At 63.0% G+C, this 19,391-nt stretch carries 20 protein-coding genes and 1 riboswitch; of the genes, 17 read left to right on the top strand and 3 right to left on the bottom strand.

Features of this window, described 5'->3' with window-relative positions; all coding sequences use genetic code 11:
* Positions 1-38 precede the first annotated feature (38 nt).
* From F6V30_RS13540 to F6V30_RS13500, 10 genes are read left to right on the top strand one after another with little or no spacing between them, the layout of a single operon-like run.
* Positions 39-1,370: a B12-binding domain-containing radical SAM protein gene (locus tag F6V30_RS13540; protein WP_151157558.1), complete on the top strand. Its 1,332-nt coding sequence runs from the start codon at positions 39-41 to the stop codon at positions 1,368-1,370.
* The gene (locus tag F6V30_RS13535; protein ID WP_151157466.1) at positions 1,367-2,806 is read left to right on the top strand and encodes a B12-binding domain-containing radical SAM protein; all 1,440 of its coding nucleotides are present in this window, start codon (positions 1,367-1,369) and stop codon (positions 2,804-2,806) included. The genes F6V30_RS13540 and F6V30_RS13535 overlap by 4 nt, the downstream gene beginning before the upstream one ends.
* Positions 2,803-3,639, top strand: a complete 837-nt coding sequence (locus F6V30_RS13530) for an ACP S-malonyltransferase (protein ID WP_151157465.1) — start codon at positions 2,803-2,805, stop codon at positions 3,637-3,639. The genes F6V30_RS13535 and F6V30_RS13530 overlap by 4 nt, the downstream gene beginning before the upstream one ends.
* Positions 3,636-4,058 carry an acyl-CoA thioesterase gene (locus F6V30_RS13525; RefSeq protein WP_151157464.1) on the top strand — a complete coding sequence of 141 codons (423 nt, stop codon included), beginning with the start codon at positions 3,636-3,638 and terminating at the stop codon, positions 4,056-4,058. The genes F6V30_RS13530 and F6V30_RS13525 overlap by 4 nt, the downstream gene beginning before the upstream one ends.
* Positions 4,055-5,434 carry a lipid biosynthesis B12-binding/radical SAM protein gene (locus F6V30_RS13520; protein WP_151157463.1) on the top strand — a complete coding sequence of 460 codons (1,380 nt, stop codon included), beginning with the start codon at positions 4,055-4,057 and terminating at the stop codon, positions 5,432-5,434. Before F6V30_RS13525 ends, F6V30_RS13520 begins: the two co-directional genes overlap by 4 nt.
* Positions 5,435-5,451: 17 nt before the next feature.
* Positions 5,452-6,639 carry an MFS transporter gene (locus F6V30_RS13515; RefSeq protein ID WP_246163512.1) on the top strand — a complete coding sequence of 396 codons (1,188 nt, stop codon included), beginning with the start codon at positions 5,452-5,454 and terminating at the stop codon, positions 6,637-6,639.
* A 47-nt stretch (positions 6,640-6,686) separates the two neighbouring features.
* Positions 6,687-6,830, top strand: coding sequence for a hypothetical protein (locus F6V30_RS17140; RefSeq protein ID WP_191965694.1), 144 nt, complete (start codon positions 6,687-6,689; stop codon positions 6,828-6,830).
* A gap of 19 nt (positions 6,831-6,849) precedes the next feature.
* Entirely contained in the window at positions 6,850-7,836 is a 987-nt protein-coding gene (locus F6V30_RS13510; protein ID WP_151157462.1) for an aldo/keto reductase, read from the top strand.
* 40 nt (positions 7,837-7,876) lie between these two features.
* Positions 7,877-8,341 carry a pyridoxamine 5'-phosphate oxidase family protein gene (locus F6V30_RS13505; RefSeq protein WP_151157461.1) on the top strand — a complete coding sequence of 155 codons (465 nt, stop codon included), beginning with the start codon at positions 7,877-7,879 and terminating at the stop codon, positions 8,339-8,341.
* Between the two features lie 50 nt (positions 8,342-8,391).
* Positions 8,392-9,075 carry a DUF2461 domain-containing protein gene (locus tag F6V30_RS13500; protein ID WP_151157460.1) on the top strand — a complete coding sequence of 228 codons (684 nt, stop codon included), beginning with the start codon at positions 8,392-8,394 and terminating at the stop codon, positions 9,073-9,075.
* A gap of 139 nt (positions 9,076-9,214) precedes the next feature.
* On the opposite strand, the gene ribB is transcribed toward F6V30_RS13500, so the two are convergent.
* A complete protein-coding gene (ribB, locus tag F6V30_RS13495; protein WP_151157459.1) occupies positions 9,215-9,862 on the bottom strand; it encodes a 3,4-dihydroxy-2-butanone-4-phosphate synthase in 648 nt (215 codons plus the stop codon).
* Between the two features lie 120 nt (positions 9,863-9,982).
* Positions 9,983-10,134, bottom strand: a riboswitch (FMN riboswitch).
* Positions 10,135-10,328: 194 nt separating this feature from the next.
* Between ribB and F6V30_RS13490 the strand changes: the two genes are divergently transcribed.
* From F6V30_RS13490 to F6V30_RS13460, 7 genes are all read left to right on the top strand, one after another.
* Positions 10,329-11,069: a 3-oxoacyl-ACP reductase family protein gene (locus tag F6V30_RS13490; protein ID WP_151157458.1), complete on the top strand. Its 741-nt coding sequence runs from the start codon at positions 10,329-10,331 to the stop codon at positions 11,067-11,069.
* 91 nt (positions 11,070-11,160) lie between these two features.
* Complete coding sequence (locus F6V30_RS13485; RefSeq protein ID WP_151157457.1) at positions 11,161-12,366, top strand: beta-ketoacyl-[acyl-carrier-protein] synthase family protein; 1,206 nt, start codon at positions 11,161-11,163, stop codon at positions 12,364-12,366.
* Positions 12,363-13,448 carry a beta-ketoacyl synthase N-terminal-like domain-containing protein gene (locus tag F6V30_RS13480; RefSeq protein ID WP_151157456.1) on the top strand — a complete coding sequence of 362 codons (1,086 nt, stop codon included), beginning with the start codon at positions 12,363-12,365 and terminating at the stop codon, positions 13,446-13,448. The genes F6V30_RS13485 and F6V30_RS13480 overlap by 4 nt, the downstream gene beginning before the upstream one ends.
* Positions 13,438-13,818 (top strand): ApeP family dehydratase, encoded by a 381-nt coding sequence (locus F6V30_RS13475; RefSeq protein ID WP_151157455.1) that lies wholly within the window; start codon positions 13,438-13,440, stop codon positions 13,816-13,818. Before F6V30_RS13480 ends, F6V30_RS13475 begins: the two co-directional genes overlap by 11 nt.
* Complete coding sequence (locus tag F6V30_RS13470) at positions 13,815-14,477, top strand: LolA family protein (protein WP_246163511.1); 663 nt, start codon at positions 13,815-13,817, stop codon at positions 14,475-14,477. The genes F6V30_RS13475 and F6V30_RS13470 overlap by 4 nt, the downstream gene beginning before the upstream one ends.
* 128 nt (positions 14,478-14,605) lie before the next feature.
* On the top strand, positions 14,606-15,307 hold the full coding sequence (locus F6V30_RS13465) for a lipoprotein insertase outer membrane protein LolB (RefSeq protein WP_191965693.1): 702 nt from the start codon (positions 14,606-14,608) through the stop codon (positions 15,305-15,307).
* 3 nt (positions 15,308-15,310) lie between these two features.
* A complete protein-coding gene (locus F6V30_RS13460) occupies positions 15,311-17,851 on the top strand; it encodes an MMPL family transporter (RefSeq protein ID WP_151157453.1) in 2,541 nt (846 codons plus the stop codon).
* Positions 17,852-17,857: 6 nt separating this feature from the next.
* Here F6V30_RS13460 and F6V30_RS13455 read toward each other — a convergent pair whose 3' ends face one another.
* Entirely contained in the window at positions 17,858-18,445 is a 588-nt protein-coding gene (locus F6V30_RS13455; protein ID WP_151157452.1) for an acyloxyacyl hydrolase, read from the bottom strand.
* Positions 18,446-18,497: 52 nt separating this feature from the next.
* On the bottom strand, positions 18,498-19,391 hold the full coding sequence (locus F6V30_RS13450; RefSeq protein ID WP_151157451.1) for a YihY/virulence factor BrkB family protein: 894 nt from the start codon (positions 19,389-19,391) through the stop codon (positions 18,498-18,500).

Here is a 19,391-nt window from a genome sequence, read left to right as displayed (position 1 = left end):
GCGGCAGCGCCATGCCATCCGGGGGCGGTATCGTTGTGATGACTGCCGCTCCGAGACTGCTGTTGATCTATCCCGCCACCCAAAAATTGGGGTGGGTGCGCCGTTTTCAACTTCCGTCCCTCTCCCTGAAGCAGGTCGCCGCGGCAACGCCGCCCGAGTGGGAGGTGCTGCTGGCCGACGAAATCCATGAAGATATCCCTTTTGACGGCCAATTCGACCTGGTGGGAATTACCGCCATGACCCATCAGGCGGTCCGGGCCTATGAGATTGCCGACCGTTTCAGGCAGCGGGGGACTCCGGTGGTTTTGGGCGGCATCCATCCCACGGTGCTTCCCGACGAGGCGTTACAGCATGCCGATGCGGTGGTGATCGGCGAGGCGGAGCCGGTCTGGGCGCAGCTATTGAGCGATCTGCAGGCCGGGCGCATGGCGCCGCGCTACCGCGCCATCCCCCATGGCGATCTCCTGGAGATCCCCTGGTCGCGGCGCGATTTTCTGGCGGGCCGCACCTACCTTACCACCCAGACCATTCAGGCCAGCCGCGGCTGCCCTTACGACTGCCCGTTCTGCACGGTCACCCCCTATTTCGGCCGCACCTTCCGCTATCGCGACCCCGACGACATCCTGGCGGAACTGCGCTCCTTCGACCGCAAGCTGACGGTATTTCTCGATGACAATATCCTGGGCGACCCGGAGCGGGCCAAGCCGATCCTGCGCGGCATGGCCGGTCTCGGGCTGCGCTGGGGCGGGCAGGCCAATCTCCGCTTTGCCGAGGACCCCGAATTGGTGAGCCTCCTGGCACAATCCGGTTGCATCGGCATCTTTGTCGGCATCGAATCGGTCACCGGGCTCCAGGCCAACCACCCCAAGACCGGCAGCAGATTCAGTCAGGCCGACCTGATCAAACGGGTGCGGGACACCGGCATCGTGCTGGAAGCCTCCATGATCTTCGGCTTCGATGACCATGACGAGAGCGTTTTCGAGACCACGGTCCGGTATCTGGAGGAGTGTGCGCCCAGTATCCCGACCTTTCACATCCTGACCCCCTATCCCGGTACGGCGCTGTTCGAGCAGTTCGATCGGGAGGGGCGCATGCTCCATAAGGAGTGGCAGCACTATGACCATAATCAGGTGGTCTTCCGTCCCAAGCTGATGTCGCCGGAGCAGTTGTACCGGGGATGGCGGGCGGCGCGTCGTGAGGTCTACCGCTGGCCCTCGGTCCTCTCGCGCGTCATGCGGGGAAACGGCAAGCTCGTCAATCTGGCCTATAATGTCCTGCGCCGGGGAGGCGTCTACGGGGACGAGGAGGTCGTGTACCCCCCAAAGGGTTCCGGCGGCCCCCTTGGTCACGAGCAAGGAATAAAACCATGAACATCCTGTTGCTCCGTCCCCATCCCGGCAATGACCGTTTCGGGCTTGGCCCCTTCTTCCGGGTCGAGCCTTTGGGGCTCGAATACATCGCTGCGGCCCTGATGGGTACGGGGCACCATGTCACTATCGCCGACCTGCGTTTTCGGCCAGGTGCCGCAACCTGGGTACGCCGCACACGCCCCCGCCTGGTGGGCATCAGTTGCCTCCACTCCCTGGAATTCGACCGGGTGCTTGAAACCGCCCGAGAGGTGCGACTGGCCTCGCCGGAGGCCTTCATCGTGGTGGGAGGGCATGCCGCCGCGGCCTTCCCGGCGCCTTTGGAGCATGACCCGATCGACGCCATTATGGTGGATGACGGCGAAGAGGCGGTTGTGCGCCTGGCAGCCTGCCTGGAACAGGGTGGGGAGCTTGCCCGGGTGCCGGCACTGCGGCTCAGGACTGCCGATGGCTGGATCACGACCCCTCCCCTGGAGGAACGCACCCCGCTCGACCTGGTCCCCCTGCCTGCCCGCAACCTGGTGCAGCGGCATCGCACCGGGTATCACTGTCTGCTGTTCAAGCCGGTCTGGCTGATCGAGACCGCCCGGGGCTGTCCGCACCGCTGCTCGTTCTGCTCGGTGTGGCAGCTTTACGGCCGCACCTGCCGGGAGCGCTCCATCGCGGCGGTGGTGGAGGATTTTGCCACCTGCGGCGATGCTATCTTTGTGGCTGACGACCTGTTCTGGTATAATCCCGAGCGCAGCCTCGAGCTGGCCGCCGCCCTCAAGCGCCGCGGGGTGTATAAACGCTGGATTCTGGTCCAGACCCGCACCGATCTGATCCGCCGCAGTGGCGAACTCATGGCCGCCTGGCGCCCCCTGGCCAAGGATTTCGACATCTTCCTGGGGTTGGAGGCGGCCAGCGACGACGGTCTGGCCGGCCTGTCCAAGGATTCCGGCATCGGCGACAGCATCGAGGCGGTGCGCATCGCCCGGGAACTGCGCTACGGCATCAACGGCAACTTTCTGGTGGACCCGGATTGGGATGAGGCGCAGTTCCGGGAATTGTGGGCGTTTGTGGAACGCCACGGCCTGCAGCGGGCCGGTTTCACCATCCTGACCCCCCTGCCGGGGACCGACTACTATCAAAGCGAGTTGGCCCGCACCGCCGGCCAGCCGTGGGCCAACTTCGATATGCACCACCTGCTGTGGGAGCCGCGTCTGGGGGCAGAGCGCTTCTTCGAGCTGTACGCCGAGACCTGGCGCCGTTCGATCCTCAATACCGCCGGCAACAAGAGTCTCCTGGACTGGGTCCGCCAGGTGCGCCCCTCCCAGATACCCTATATCATCCGGGTCCTGCTGCGCACCCAACGCATGATGAAGCCGGCCGAATACCTGCGGGAACACCGCGCGAACCGCTGCCGGGCCCCGCAAATCACCTGTGAAGGTAAAAAATGATCTGTTTCATGTTTCCCGGTCAACCTCTGGCCCACGATGCCATACTTCCCTGCAACGCCGATTTCAGCGCGGTCGCCGCGCTGGCCCGCGCCCATACCGGGCTGGACTTGGCTACCTTCACCTGGCCGGAGGGAACGCATACGGAGCAGGTGGCCCTCCAGGTCTACGGGGTGGCCGTGAGTCTCTATCGCCAACGCTGCCTGCGGCTGGAAGGGGTGAAGCCGGCGCTGGCGGCCGAGCACAGCATGGGAATCTACGCCGCCCTGGCGGCCTGCGGTTCGGTCAGCGAAGGGGAGGCCCTGGAGATTGCCTTTCGGGTGGGTGCCTGCATGGAACAGCGCTTCCTGGGACGGGATTATGCCCTGGGATGCCTGGTGGGGCTTACGGCGGAGAAGTTGGCGGTACTGGCCGCCGAAGGTGCGGTCTTTCTTGCCAATCACAACACCTCGCACCATTTTCTGCTGGCCGGCAGGCGTCACGACATGGAGGCCACCTTGAGCGAAGCTCTCGCAGCGGGGGCCTTTTCGGCCAAGCTCTTCCCCTGCGACGCCCCGTTGCATACCCCGCTCCTGGCCGAGGCGGAGGAGGAGTTGACGGCCATTTTCCGGGATTATCGCTACCGGGAACCGGCTATCCCGCTCATGAACCACATTGATCAGGAGTTCCTCACCGCCGCCGAGATTCCCTCGTTCCTGATGCGGGAATTGACGGAAACGGTCCACTGGGAACAGACCTATCGCGCCCTGAAGCGGTCCGGCGCAGCCCGTTTCGTGGAAGTGGGGGCGGGGGATTCGCTCAAGAAATACAATCGCTGGATCGAGAGCAGGCTATGAACTACCACGAAACCGCCATAACCGTGCGCTTCAACGAGGTGGACGCCTACCAGGTGGCCTGGCACGGGCATTACGTTGCCTGGATGGAGATCGGCCGCAGTGAACTGGCCGGCAGATTCGGGCTGGATGCCTTCCAATTGGGGGCTCTCGGCTATCTTGGCCCGGTGGTCGCGCTGGAGATAAAGTACCTGCGTTCCGCCCGCTACAACGACCTGTTGACCGTCCGCACCACCTTGACGCCGAGCGAGACGGCCACCCTGGTCTTTGAAAGCGTCATACTGGACCCTGACGGCAAAAAACTGGCCACCGGCCTGACCCGCCACGCCCTGACCGACCTGAACGGCGTTCTGCAATTCCAGATGCCGCCTGCGGTTGCCGAGCGGGTCGAGCGGATGAAGGCCTGGCTGGAGGCGACATGAAGATCCTACTGGTTTCGGCCAACCGTGAACATTCCCCCTATCCGGTGTTCCCCATCGGTCTCTCCTATCTGGCTGCCCCCCTGGCAATTGCCGGCCATGAACTTGCCGTGCTCGACCTCTGTTTCGAACAGGAGCCCGAAACGGCCTTGGAGGAACGACTCGCCTCATTCTCGCCGGCCCTGGTGGTGGTCTCCCTGCGTAACATCGACAATGTGACCTGGCCCGGTTGCCGTTCCTATCTGGCCGGGGTGCGGGAGGTGGTCTCCGTCTGCCGCAGGAGTGCCCGGGTCGTGGTGGGCGGTTCCGGTTTTTCCCTGATGCCCCGGGAGATCCTGGCCTATGTGGACGCCGATTACGGCGTGGTGGGCGAGGGGGAGGAGGTGCTGCCCCGGCTCGTGGAAGCGATCGGGCAGGGCGCCTGCCCGTCCGGCCTGCCGGGAGTGCTGGCGCGGGGTGCTGATGAATTTCTGCCGGCGTTGCCGGTGGAGCGGATCGCTACCCCTGACCGGAACCTGTTCGACGTGGCACGCTACCAGCGCCAGGGTGGCATGGCCAATGTGCAGACCAAGCGCGGCTGCCCCTTCGCCTGCATCTACTGCACCTATCCCCTGCTGGAAGGGCGTCGGATGCGCCTGCGGCCGATCCGTGACATCATCGCCGAGGTCCGCGCCCTGGTGGAGGATCACGGGGTCAGCTATATCTATTTTGTGGACGACATCTTCAACTACCCGACCGAGTTCGCCGAACAGCTCTGCCGGGCCATGACCGCGGAGCGGCTGGCGATCAACTGGTCGGCCTTCATCAATCCGGCCTTCATGCCGCCCGGCCTGCTGGATGTCATGCTGGCCGCGGGGTGCGACGCCGTGGAATACGGCACCGAATCCGGCTCGCCGGTCATGCTGAAGAATCTGGGCAAGGCATTTACGGTGGCCGACGTCCGTGAAGGTTCGCGTCTATGCCGCGAGCGGCAGGTGGATTTCGCCCATTACATCCTGTTCGGCGGGCCGGGGGAGACGCGGGAGACTATCCTGGAAAGCTTCAACTTGATGGACGAACTGGAACCGACGGCGATCATCGCCATGACCGGCATCCGTATCTTTCCCGGCACGCCGTTGCACCGGACCGCCCTGGCGGAAGGGGTCATCGATAGCGCCACCAACCTGCTGGAGCCGGTCTTCTATATCTCGCCGGCCGTCAGGGACGAGTTGACCGAACTGGTCACGTCGGAGGCGATCAAGCGCAAAAACTGGGTCGTACCCGGCCTGGAGGTGAATATCAGCGACGCCATGCTGGAGGCCCTGCGCATGTTCCCGGTCAAGGGGCCGCTCTGGAAACTGATGAAGCGCCTGGGCAGAAGCCGCATCAGACCGTTGTGATGCCCTCATCGACTCCCGTGATTGCTTCTGCCAAATCATCCGCGCCCCGTATCGACCTGCGGCTGGCGGCACTCCTCATCGGCATCACCCTTTCCACGGTGGATTCCAGCGCCCTCAACCTGGCGCTGCCGTCCCTGGCGGCCCATTTTCACAGCCATGCCGGCGACGTCCAGTGGGCCTCCACCCTCTATCTGGTCGGTTCGGCCCTCGCCTTTCTGCCCCTGTCCGGTCTGGCCGGCAGGGTCGGCACGGTGCGGGTCTACCGCGCCTCGCTGATCTGCTTCAGCATGATCTCGTTCTTCTTGGCGCTTTCGCCCAACCTGGCGGTACTGTACCTTCTGCGTTTTCTGCAAGGGGTTGCCGGAGCAGGCATCGTCGGCCTGGTGCCGGGCATGACCGCCGCCACCTTTCCCGAACGTCGCGGCTGGGCTCTGGGGATGGTGGCGGGTGCAGTCGCTGCCGGTACCATGATGGGGCCCCCCCTGGGCGGTTTCATGGTGGATTGGTTCGGCTGGCGCAGCATCTTCTTCATCAATCTGCCCTTCGGACTGGCGGCCTTTCTGCTCTCCGGCCGTCTGACCGAACTACACGGCGTGGGGCTGCGGGAAGGGCTGCGCCGCGCCATCCGCGCCCCCCGCTTCCTGCTGGCCCTCCTGGCCACGGTCTGTTTCTTTGCCCAGTCCTTCGGCAGCAACCTGTTATGGCCCTTTTACCTGGAAGCGGGCGGCATGACCCCCAGCCGGGTCGGGCTCGCCATGCTGCTGCCCCCGGTGCTGCTGATGGTCCTCGGCCCGGTGGCGGGACGGCTCTCGGACCGTGTCGGCTACGAGCGGGTCAGTTGGCTCGGCAGCGCGGTGTTGGCCCTGTCCTCCTGGGTTCAGGGCATCACCGGCCGGGTCGTGCCCGGTCTGACCGGTATCGGTATCGGCCGGGCGTTGTTTCAGGCCGCCAACAATGCCGCCGTGCTCTCCCAGGCGCCGCCGGAGACCGAGGCGGTCGCCTCGGGCCTGCTCTCCGTGGCCCGGGTGGCCGGTCAGGGCTTAGGCAGCCTGTTGGCGGGGAGCATGTGGGGCGCCTTTGAGCACCATGGAGCGCGGCATGCCTTTCTGGTCTCCAATCTGGTTCTGGGCGCTATTGCGGTGCTGGCCGGCGTGTTGATCCTGTCGCGCAGGCGGATCGGGACCATGGGAAGCCATTCGGAATAAGTATGTCGTATTTTTGCGCCGGGCAACTTTCTGAACAGGCCGCTTTTATGGCAGCTTGCATGTGGCCGGTTGCGTCATGGCGCGAAGTTGCATTCTTCGCCCGGGAACTGGCCGCCCTGCCCAAGGATGGCCCCCATCCGGCCATGAAGCGGATGGCCGTGGGAGAAAAATTTGTCTGGCCCGTTCGCTGACACCACAAGGAGATTGAGCATGGAACAGAGAACACTGGGAACGCAAGGGTTGGTTGTCTCGGCCCAGGGGCTGGGGTGCATGGGGATGTCCGATTTCTACGGCCGGCGGGACGAGGCCGAAGCCATCGCCACCATCCACCGGGCCCTGGAATTGGGCGTCACCATGCTGGATACCTCCGACATGTATGGCCCGTTTACCAACGAGGAGCTGGTCGGCAGGGCGATCAAGGGAAAACGCAAGGCTGTGGTCGTGGCGACGAAATTCGGCATTGTCCGTACCGCGGACCCGAACTATCGCGGCGTATGCGGCCGCCCCGACTATGTGCGCTCGGCCTGCGACGCCTCCCTGAAGCGGCTGGATATAGACCATATCGACCTCTACTATCAACACCGGGTGGACCCGGAGGTGCCGATAGAGGAAACCGTGGGTGCCATGGGCGATCTGGTGACCGCCGGCAAGGTCCGCTTCCTTGGCCTGTCCGAAGCCGGTCCGCTCACCATCCGTCGCGCCCACGCCGAGCATCCCGTCAGTGTGCTGCAAGGCGAATACTCGCTCTGGAGCCGTGACCCGGAGGACGAACTGCTGCCGACCTTGCGGGAGTTGGGGATCGGCCTGGTGGCCTACAGTCCCCTGGGGCGCGGGTTCCTGACCGGGCAGATCACCCGGTTCGAGGACTTCGATGCCGACGACTACCGTCGCCTCTCCCCCCGTTTTCAGGGTGAGAACTTCGGCAGGAACCTGCACCTGGTGGAGCAGATCAAGGCCATTGCCGCGCGCAAGGGGTGCACGCCGGGGCAACTGGCCCTGGCCTGGGTGCTGGCCCAGGGAAACGACATCGTGCCCATACCGGGAACCAAGCGCAGAAAATACCTGGAAGAGAATGTGGCCGCCGCAACGGTGGCGATCAGCACAGCCGAAATGGCCGAGATCGACAGGGTGCTGCCCAAGGGCGCGGCTGCCGGCGAGCGCTATCCTGCTGCCATGATGGCGATCATCAACCGATAGGCCCTGACAATACAATCCATACCGATAAGGAGTTGTCGACATGCACCATGAACTGCGCCGCAAAGAGCGGGCCCTTACGGAGCCGGAGGCGAGGGCGATCCTGGAACGGGGCGAATACGGAATCCTTTCCACCTGTGACCCGGATGGCCAGCCGTACGGCATCCCGCTCAGTTACTGCCTCGGCAACGACGCCATCTACTTCCACTGCGCCCTGGAAGGGCACAAGCTGACCGACATTGCCGCCGACAGCAGGGTATCGTTCTGTGTCGTGGGCACGACCGAGGTCCTTCCCGACCAGTTTGCCACCAGGTATGAAAGCGTCGTCATCTCCGGCAGGGCGACGGAGGTCTTCGAGGAGGAGAAGCAGCAGGCCCTGGAAGGACTCCTGGCCAAGTACTCCACGGCGTTCCGCTTGTCGGGGTTAGACTACATCGAGGCCAAGCGGGAACTAACCAAGGTATTCAAGATCAGTATAGACGACATCTGCGGCAAGGCGCGAAGGTGACGGCACTCCACGGGATGACGCCGTTTCCGCACTAGACAGGGAGTAACGCGATGGAACACGCATTCACCGGTTTTTTGCCCCATGTGACGGGATTTTTCGAACAACTGGCCGCCAACAACACCAAGCCGTGGTTTGAGGCCCACCGCCATGAGTTCGAGAGTTACCTCATGGAGCCCCTCAAGGCGCTCGTTTGCGACCTTGCCGACGCCATGCTGGCCATCGATCCCCAGGTGATCACCATTCCGGCCGTGGACAAGACCATCTCCCGCATCTACCGGGATACCCGTTTTTCCCGCAACAAAGCCCCCTACAAGACCTGTCTCTGGGTCAGTTTCAAGCGTCTCAGCAAGGAGTGGAAGGACGCCCCCTGCTTCTTCTTCGAGATTACGGCGGACAGTTACCGGTACGGTATGGGGTTTTACGGCGCGTCACGGGAGACCATGGATAAACTGCGCCGGTTCATCGACACAAAGCCGGTCGAGTTCAGGAAGATTGCGGCCTGCCTTGGAAAACAGACGGTCTTTGAGCTGGAAGGGGACCTGTACCGGCGGCCGCTCAATCCGGGCTTGGCGGAGGATCTGCAACAGTGGCACCAACGCAAGAATGTCTACCTGGTCTGCAACCGCGAAGCGGATGCGCGGCTGTTCTCGCCGGAGTTGCGCCGGGAACTGGAAGAGGGATTTATCCGGCTTGCCCCGCTCTATCACCTGTTATGGCGGGTGCGGGGCGGGTAGGGCTCACCGCGTCAGCTGAAAATTTTCGGCTGGTACACCATCCCTGTCAGGCAGTTGATTCCGCTGCCATGCCCGCGAATAGAAGCGGCACGGCGGCGGAATCAACCACGTTATCCCCCCTTGATCGCCTCAACGCCGTTCAGGCGTGTCCGCCCTGCTGCCGATAGGCTATCAGGTCGGCAACGGTAACCACCGGGAGCTTATGCTTCTTCGCAAACGAGATAATTTCCGGCATCCGGGCCATGGTGCCATCCTCATTGGTCAACTCGCACAGTACGCCGCACGGTTTGAGCCCGGCCAGGCGCATCAGGTCAACCGTTGCCTCGGTGTGCCCCCCACGCTCCAGTACGCCGCCGGGACGCGCCCGCAAGGGGAACACATGGCCGGGGCTGTTCAAATCCGACGGCCGGGCCCGGTCGGCAATGGCGGCCTGGATGGTGGTCACCCGATCTTGGGCGGAAACCCCGGTGGTCACGCCTTCCGCAGCCTCGACGGTGACCGTGAAGGCGGTCTGATAGCGGCTGGAGTTCTCCGCCACCATCATCGACAGGTTGAGCGATGCAACCTTTTCGGGGGTCAGGCAGAGACACACGATCCCGCTGCACTCCCGGATCATGAGCGCCATCTGGGCCGGGGTCAGGGACTCGGCGGCAAAGATGAGGTCACCCTCGTTTTCCCGTTCCGCATCATCGGTGACCAACACGCCGGCACCGGTGCGCAATGCGGCCAGGGCGCTTTCAACACGTTCAAAAGGGGTACCAAAAGAGACCAGCAGTTCCTGAGACATGATTCGACTCCTTCAACAAGGGGAATTGGTCTCAGGGCGGCAGGACGGCAGACGGGACATGCCGGCGCGCACGTGGATGCGTGTCGGTTGGATGTCGGTTACCAAGTGGGTGGGTCGCTGCCTTATCCTCTTTCATCCGGACTGTTACCGTCGGCTCTGGCGTCTCACCAGATCTGCTGACCCTCCTCCCCACAGGGAAGAAGCGCTCGCGGGCTCCCCGGAAAAACCGGGATACCGCCGGTGGGGAATTTCACCCCGCCCCGAGAATAAGTGCGATCACCATACAAGCGTACCGGCCGCGCTGTCAAGGGCCTTCACACCGAAGCAATCACCCCGGCGGCTGAAAAGCCGTAAAACGAAAGGACTTGGATCTCTGTAGATGGGCACAATTGATGTCAGCTCTGGACATGCTCCGGTGAAAACGTTAGAATGAAGACCTTGTAATCAGATGTTCACCGGAGTTTCGATGGAATTCAAAGACCATATCGTGGTGGTAACCGGCGGCACGCGCGGCATTGGCCGGGCCGTTTCCCTGCTGTTCGCCCGTCAGGGGGCACGCGTCTTTGCCGCCTACCTGAGCAACGACCAGGCGGCGGCAACTCTGGTCGCTGAGGCGCAGGGGCTGGCCGGCACGATCAGCGTGATCAAGGCCGACGTGGGCACGGCTGCAGGGGCCAGGGAGCTGATCGACGCGGCCTCGCGCGAGAGCGGCCATATCGACGTACTGGTCAACAACGCCGGTATCATCCGCGACGGCTGGCTGGCCATGATGGCCGAAGAGGATTGGGCGGCGGTCATGCACACCAATCTTTCCCCCCTGTTCCACTGTTGCAAGTGGGGGGTGCGCAAGATGATGGCCCGCCGCTGCGGCAGCATCGTGACGGTGTCCTCCATTTCCGCCCTGACCGGCACCGCCGGCCAGACCAATTACGCAGCCTCCAAGGGGGCCGCCATCAGTTTTGCCAAATCCCTGGCCCGGGAGGTTGGGGGGATGGGCATCCGGGTCAACACCGTCGTGGCCGGCCTGATTGCAACCGATATGACCGCCGGGCTGAAGCAGGACGTGGTGGAACGGATCGTCAAAGGCTCGGCCCTCGGCAGGATCGGCACCCCCGAAGAGGTCGCCGAAGCGGTTCTTTTTCTGGCCTCCCAGCGGGCCTCCTACATCACCGGCCAGACCTTGGTCGTGGATGGCGGCACGGTCTAGGAACAGATGTGCCCTGGGGGAGGATCCGGGGATTTTGTTGTTCAGGTTTTACTTTATATTGTTAATATAACGTATCGATATACGGTGCTAAATGGTTAAAAAACGCGTTGTCATAACCGGGCTGGGGGTTTTCTGCGGGGCCGGCAAGAATGTGGCCCAGTTCAGCGATGCCCTGCTGAACGGTAAGAGCGGCATCGGGCCCTTGGACCTGTTCGACGTGTCGGCCTTTCCTTCCCATATCGGTTGCCAGGTCAAGGGGTATGATCCGCTGGACCATTTCGACCGTATAACGGCGCGGAAACTCTCCCGTGCCGACCAGTTCGGCCTGATCGCCGCCGCTGAGGCCCTGGCGGACAGCGGCCTGTCCGAGACCTATTCACCCTTTGACATGGGGATTTCCATGGGTGGAGGGGCGGCCGGCATGTTCCAGGCGGAGCGGTGGCTGAAAGCGCAGCTGGTTGGAGAGAACGCGCCGCCGGTCTTGCTGCGCGGCGTGCTGCCCGACAAGACCGCCACCGAGATAGCCCGGGCCTGCAACCTTGCCGGCTACCAGGGGACGGTCACCACGGCCTGCTCCTCCTCGGCCACCGCCATCGGCTGGGGCGCCGAACTGGTTGCCACCGGCCAACAGCGCGCCGTGCTGGCTGGTGGTTCCGATACCCTGTCGCTTCTGACCTTCGGCGGCTTCAATTCGCTGAAGGTGGTCGATCCCGAGCCCTGCTCCCCCTTCAGCCTGGGGCGTCAGGGAATTTCCCTGGGAGAGGGAGCGGCCTTTCTGGTGTTGGAGAGCGAAGAGGATGCCGTGGCGCGGGGAGCCCGGGTGTATGGGGCCGTACTCGGCTATGCCCTGGCCGGCGAGGCGTATCACATGACCGCTCCGGAGCCGACCGGTTCCACGGCGGCGAGGGTCATGCGCAACGCCATTGCCGCAGCCGGTATCGACAGCGGTCGGGTAGGGTGGGTCAACGCCCACGGCACCGGCACGCCGCTCAATGATGTGGTGGAGTCCCATGCCATGCAGCTGGTCTTCGGGGAACGGATCCCCTCGGTTCCGCTGATCTCCACCAAGGCCATGACCGGCCACTGTCTGGGGGCGGCCGGCGCTATCGAGGCCCTGGCCACGGTCATCGCCCTCAATCATCGCATCATTCCCCAAACCTTGAACTTCCGTGGCCGCGACCCGGAATGCGACCTGGACTACTGCCACGAGGGGAAACGCTCCTGCGAGGCCGACATCGCCATGTCCAATTCCTTTGCCTTCGGGGGCAACATCACATCACTGGTGCTGGGCATATGATCTACTCCTTCAACGATATCGTCGTCAGCGGCTTCTCGGCCGTGACCGCCGCCGGCAACGGCATGAAGGCGGTGCTGGAACTCCTCGGGTCGGGTCGGGACGCCCTGTCGCCCGTACCGGACGATGTGCCGGGGGGGGCGGGCCAGCGCTGGGGCAAAGCGTCAGGCTTCAAGGCCTCGGATTTCATGCCGCCGCTCAAGGCTCGCAAGATGGACCGGTGCAGCCACTTTACCGTCGGTGCCTCGGGGCTGGCTCTCAAGGATGCCGGGATTGATCTGAAGAGCATCGATCCCGAGCGGATCGGGATCGCCCTGGGGTGCGGTTTCGGTGGCGTGGCCAATTCCGCCGAATTTCTCGGCGGTTATTTCAAAAGCGGCGCCGAGGGATTGGCGCCGGTGCTCTTCCCCAATACCGTCTCCAATGCTCCCGCCAGCAACGCCTCCATCGAGCATGGCCTGAAGGGCCCCAACGTTACCCTGGTGCAGCGCTTCTGCTCAGCCGAGTCGGCCTTTGTCATGGCCTGTCGTTTCATCGCCGAAGGGCGGGCCGACGTCATGGTGACCGGCGGGGCCGATGACCTGACGCCGCTGATGATCGCAGGCTTTGCCGCCACCGGCCAACTGCGGCGTTATGCCGCCTGTTTCGGCGAGGGGAGCGGCATCCTGGTGTTGGAGAGCGCGGCCCACGCCGCCCGCCGCAATGCCCCGGTCAAGGGAAGAGTCGGAACGGTCGCCACCATCGGCCTGCTCCCGGCCGGTCGTGAACAGGAGGGGGTGGAACGTCTGTTCAGCGGCGTTGAGCGATGCGATCTGCTCTCCCTTTCCGGCACCGTCGGCGGCACCCCGCTTCTGATGCAACGGGTCGAGGCCCGGGGCATCATCGACACCGCCGCCATTCTGGGACGTTCCCTGGCCATGGGGGGCACGGCCATGGCTACCCTGCTGGCCAAGCTTCAGCCCGGCCAACAGGGGGTGCACCTGGCGGCCTCTCCCGAGGGCCCCTACTACGCCATCCGCTTCACGGGAGGCGCAGCCACGGCGTGCATCCCCGGCGAAGTGAAGGGAGCTTCGCATCACGTCTGATCCTGCGGCATATCTCCCCCACCGTTACCCCTTTCTGCTCCTTGACCGGGTCGTCGAACTGGAGACCGGCGCCCGTGCGGCCGCCCGGGTTGCCGTCACGTCGGGCCGCAGCTTTCCCCAGGTGCTGCTGGTGGAGTGCATCGCCCAGTTGGCCGGCATCCTCACCATTCAGGACGAGGGGGAGGGTGGTTTTCTGGCGGCCGTCGACCGGGCCGAATTCTCCGGCGCGCCCCGGGCCGGAGATGAGCTTTCGGTCTCGGTTCGGGTGATCAAGGCCTTTGGCAGGCTTTTCATGGTGGAGGGAGAGGTGACATGCGACGGCCGGACGCTGGTGACGGCCCAACTTACCCTGGGAGTAGGTAAACTATGATGCCGATTGCACGAGGTTCCCGCTTTTTTCAGAGCCCCGCCACCTGGTGGCGGACCTCTGCTGTATGCGCCGCGCTGTTTCTGCTGCTCGTGGGCGCTTTTCCCTGCCAGGCCCGCCAGATCCCGGCCGTGGACGGGCTCGAAGCTCTCCGCAAGGCCTTTACCGGAGTCACGGACTTTACGGCCGATATCAGCCAGGAAAAGCGCCTCTCGGTGATGAAACGGGCCATGACCATGAACGGAACGGTGCGCTTTCGCAAGCCCGACCAGTTCTATCTTGAACTCAAAGCACCCTATGCCAGCCGCATGGTCCTGCGGGACAGTACCATCGAGCAGGTCATGGGTACGGGCGGGGAACGGAACCGGATCGTCCTGCCCCCGGAGCAGGGACTGAAACGGTGGTTCTCCCGACTGGCCACACCGATCACCACCCTGCCGGAAGGTCTGGGCGTCCACGCCGATGCGACCGGCCCGGTCTATACCGTCACCATTGCGCCCCGCGGCAAGGGGCAGGTCAAGGAACTGGTCATAACCTTCCTGGAAGATGGCACGATCAGGAAATTGGTCATCATGGAGCGGAACGGCGACCGTGCCGTGATGACCTTCAAGAAGGTGCGCCGCAACGTGGGGCTGACGGACCGCGATTTCCGGCTGGAGTGACAAACCTAACCAATGCGGGTCCTTTTGCCCTCACGTAAATGCCGTATGACATCATAGCGCGTTGTCTCCGTGACGCTGCGACAAATATTTTTTCGGGATAACCCTTGCGACCAATGATCGGACCTTCGATGAAACGTCATTTTCCCCTATTGTTCCTGTTTTCCATCTTCTTCCTGGCTTCCGGCTGTGCCATCTTCACCCCCAAGCCTCCCCTTGAGTATCGGCCCGGCGTCCAGGTGGATACCCTTTCGGCGGGCGTGTCCCTCTCCATCACCAAGGGTGAACAGGGCATGGGCGCAAACGGCTTTCTGCTCTACCGGCGCCCCGACCGGATGAGGATGGTGATCCTTTCCCCCTTTGGCACCACCATAATGGAAACCGTTGTGGTGGGCGAAGAGGTCACGGTTGTGGACAATTCCAAGGGGGTGGCGTTCCGCGGCTTGCTGGCCGAGCTTCCCCAACAGGGGCAGGGGGATACTTGGCGCCAGGCGCGCTGGGTCATGGAGGTGCCGGCCCCCGGCAGTTCGTTGCGCGACGGTACCGTGGAGCGGACCGGCAGTATGGGGCTGAAGGAACGGGTGACCTTCGAGAACGGGCTGGTGGTTGTCAAAAGTCTGGCTAACGGCGACGAGGCCCATTACAACGATTACGAGCTGGTGAACGGCGTGCCCCTGGCCACGGAGATCATCATGTACAGCCACGACGGCGGCCGCTTCCGCATCAAGATCACCGAACCGGAGGTCAACACCGACCTGGCGCCGGAGGCCTTCACCCCCCATGTGGACAACCTGACCATCTACCCGTTGTCCGCACTGCAAGGAAAGCAATAATCCATGTTCCGCGCGTGGTCCTCACGTATCATCGCCGCCAGCAACTCCCTTACGCGCCGTCACCTGGCTTGGGTCTTCCGTGTCGCCTCGACGCGCCCCCTGGCCGTCATTTGCCTGTTCGCGGCTGCCGTGGTTCTGTCGGTCGCGGTGATTACCTCCATCCATTTCGAAACGGATATCTTCCGGCTTTTCCCGTCCCGCCAGCCAGCACTCAGGCTGTTGCTCGATTCGCTTGAGTGGACCGGCAGCGCCAATGAAGCCTACTTTCTGCTGGAGGGCGATCCACCGTCCCTGCCTGCAGAGGCTGGACGTTTTGCCGAGCGTCTCGGACAGGCCCGCGTCGATGGACAGCCCGCCTTCAAACGAATCACCTGGAGGATCTACGACGAAAGTCAGGCGGCATCCTTCAAAGAACTGATTGCCTATGCCGTCATCCATCCCCAGCTCTTCATTCAGCCGGATGATCTGCCTCGTTTTGTTGCCCGTTTTGCCCCCGACCAGGCAAACGCAGCCCTGCAACAACTCCAGGCCAACCTGGCCGGGCAGTTCGGCGGTTTTGCCAGCGGCTTGGCCACCGTTGACCCGTTTTCCCTGCGCGACCTGATCCTGCCGCGTCTCAAGACCGGCGGTCAGGCCCTCGACCTCGATCCGGCATCCCCCTATTTTCTCTCCCGCAACGGTGCGGTGCTGATCATGATCGCCGAACCTGCCAGACCGGTCCAGGACATGGTGTTCGCCCGCAAGCTGGTGGCGGCCATCAACGATGCCCGCCGTAGTTCTCCGATCTCGATCTCCTGCGCCGGTGCACATATCAGCGCCGTGCTGGATGAAGCGGCGATGAAGTCCAATGTCCTCGTCAGCATCGTTATCTCGCTCTTGGTGGTGTTGGGCATTTTCTACATTGCCTACCGGCGCTTGTTGCCAACCCTCCTCATTCCGCTGATCCTGGCGTGCGGCGTGCTGTTCGCCCTGGGGACCGCCGGGCTGTTTCTCCGGTCGATCCATATCATTTCCTTTGCCTTTACCGCCCTCATCACCGGCATCGGCACCGACTATTCGATCCATATCTATGACCGTTTCCATAGCGAGCGGGCTGCCGGCAAAACATCTCAGGAAGCGTTGGAACTGGCGATTCTCGACACCGGCCGCGGCGTCTTCACCGCTGCCATTACCACGGCGGTCCCGTTTTTGGCGCTGATGGTGTCGGATGTCCGCGCACTCTACGAACTCGGCCTGCTGGTGGGGCTGGGGGTGATCTATTCCCTCTATGCCACTTTGTTTTTCCTGCCGCCTCTGCTGCTGTTCATGGAACGCCGCTTTCCCATCACCTACCGTCCCATACCCGGTCTCGGCCTGCCACGCCTCTGGCGCGCCGTGCTGCGGCATCCGGCGGTGGTTGCCGCAGGTTCCCTGTTGATGACGGCAGGGCTCTGCTGGGCGGCCTTTGCCATCACGTTCGATGGCGAACTCAAAAACCTGCAGCCGCGCCATTCCGAGGCTTTTCTCGCGCAGGAGAAGATTGAACGGAACTTGAGTATCGCGCCGAAACAGATACTGGTGGCGTTGGAGGGGCGTGATCTTCCCGATGTTCTGGAACGGGTTTCTCGGCTGGACGCACTGGCGGCATCCCTCCAGGCGCGCGGACAGATCGTGGCGTGGTCATCCCTCTGCCGTGTGATCAACAGCCAGAAGACACAAATGGAGTTGTCTCTCCGGCTACGGGAGCAGTTTGGCGGCGCACGCCTTGAAAAGTCCATGCGGGGGGCGCTTGACCGGCAGGGGTTTGCCACGGAGCAGTTCCAACCGTTTCTGGATGGGATGAGCAATCTGCAACGAGCCGTACCGGTAAGCCCCGAAGAGGCTGTGGCCCGCCTTTCGGCCTCGCCCCTCAAGGGGGTTGTCGATCGCCATCTGGTTAAAACCGCCACCGGTTACCACGCCCTGGCGTATCTGCACTATTCCGGCTCCACGCTCGATCTGCCCGCCTTTCAAGCCGCGCTGGCGGCTCTGGACCCTGCGGCGCGCATGACCGGCATCGACCTGATCAGCAACCAGTTGAAGGATGCGGTGCGGAACAGCTTTACCGGCGCCTTCCTGTTGGGTGGGGTGCTGGTGTTGTTCTTTCTTTTGGCTCATTTTGCCAGCATGCCGTCGGGGGTGCTCTATTCCCTGTTTCCGGTGGCGGCGGCCTCCGGGTGCATGTTGGGAACCATGGCGTTGAGCGGCATGGGGCTCAATTTCATGAATGCCATGGTGTTGGTGACGATCGTGGGGATGGGGAGCGATTTCGGCCTGTATATCCGCTTCCGGGTCACGGGGGCGGCACCCGGCGAACGGGAGCGGCAGTATGTGCAGATCGGCCGGTCGGTATTCCTTTCGGCCATGACCACCATCGTCGGGTTCGGGTCCCTGGCCCTGACCGACTACGGCGCCATGTCCTCCATCGGCTGGGCCACGAACCTGGGGGTGGGGTTCATCACCTTCTTTTCCCTGGTGACCCTGCCGGCGGCCATGGCCCTGAAAGGGTTTTACCAGGAGGATTGACAAGGCTCAACGATAGAATGTCACGCCCACCAGGAACTTGCTGGAATTGAGCGGCTCGTTGGGCGCGGCGGTTCCGGCGTTTGAGATGTGATGGTAGCGGTACTCGGCCATGAGCGCCGTGTCCTTGCGTACGAAGTACTGCACCCCCGTTCCCCCCTGGTAGGAAAAATCCAGCTTGGTCCCCATGGTGGGCAGCCCCAGATCCACATAGAGTATCCCCCCGCCGGCAAAGACGTAGGGGGAGATGCCCTCCAACCCGGTAAATTTCCAGCTTCCCAATAGATACCCCCCCACCATGGACCTGGCGTCATGGTCCACGGCCATGTGATAGGGCACCTCCACCAGCAGTTCGTGTCTCCCCTGATACCAGCTTCCCCTGCCGACCTCCTGGGAGAGGAAACGGCCATAGCGGGCGATGGCGTCCCAGGTCTGCACCTGGGTGCGGGTGGCGCCGAAATAACGGTGGGTGATGCCGTAGCCGGTCAGCAGGGCATATTCCGATTGGGCCGTGGTGACGACGGTTTCTGCCCGGACCGGGAGCGGGGCGAGGAAGGCAATGAGGGCAAGGGTGATCAGGATTGTTCTTTTTGTCATACGAGAAGTTCACCGACCTGTTGTGTGGAGTGGTATTGCCGGTTGTGCGATATCATGTCTCGAACCCGTCCGGCTTATCCGCGGCCGTTAAACGGGTGGTTTCAAGTTCGGCAATGACCTGAGCGCCCAGGAGCAGGATCAGGGCCGACACCTCGATACTGAGCAGGGTCACCACCACCGTGGCAATGGAGCCGTAGATGATGTTTACCATGGAGAGGGATGCGTAATACCAGACCAGTATGCGGCGGGTGATCTCCCATAACAGCGTGGCAGCCACTCCGCCGATCAGGGCATGGCGAAAGGTGACCCGTACCACCGGCATCACCAGGTAGATGGACGTGAGCATCAGCAGTTCGCCGACGATCCCCAAGGTATATAATGCAATCCGCTCCGTTCCGGCCAGGCTCACGCTCCGGTTGAACAGGACCAAATGCCGGCTTTCAAGGGTCTCCACCGCACCCACCACCACCGATACCAGCACGATGCCCAGGGCAAGGGCACAGATATAGACGAAGGGGATCAGGGCGGAGACGAGGAAACCGCGGCGCTCGTGCCTGACGTGGTGGAAAAAGATCACCGAGATGGCGTTTTCCAGGACCGTAAAGGCGATGGAACTGAAAAACAGCATGACGATAAAACCGATGAAGCCGATCACCTGGCGGTTCTCCATGAAGACCCGCACCTGTTCCAGCAGGGTGGTCGTATAACCGGGCACTACCATCTCCAGATAGGTCGCCATGGTGGCTACCAGCCGTTCCTCGCCGATAACGTGGGATAGCACGGTCAGGACCAGGATCGACAGGGGTACCACCGACAGCAGGGTGTAGTAGGCCACGGCGCCGGACAAAAGAAAACCCTGGTTGCGCCGGAAATCCCGTATGACGGCCGCCATGAAGCTGAAGAACCGGCCCGGCGGCCACGGAGTACCGCGTTGTTCGGTGGTCAT

This window comes from Oryzomonas sagensis (assembly GCF_008802355.1).
GTDB classification, from domain to species: Bacteria; Desulfobacterota; Desulfuromonadia; order Geobacterales; family Pseudopelobacteraceae; genus Oryzomonas; species Oryzomonas sagensis.
The sequence above is the reverse complement of the archived record's forward strand: the minus strand, read 5'-3'. Positions and strand labels throughout refer to the sequence as shown.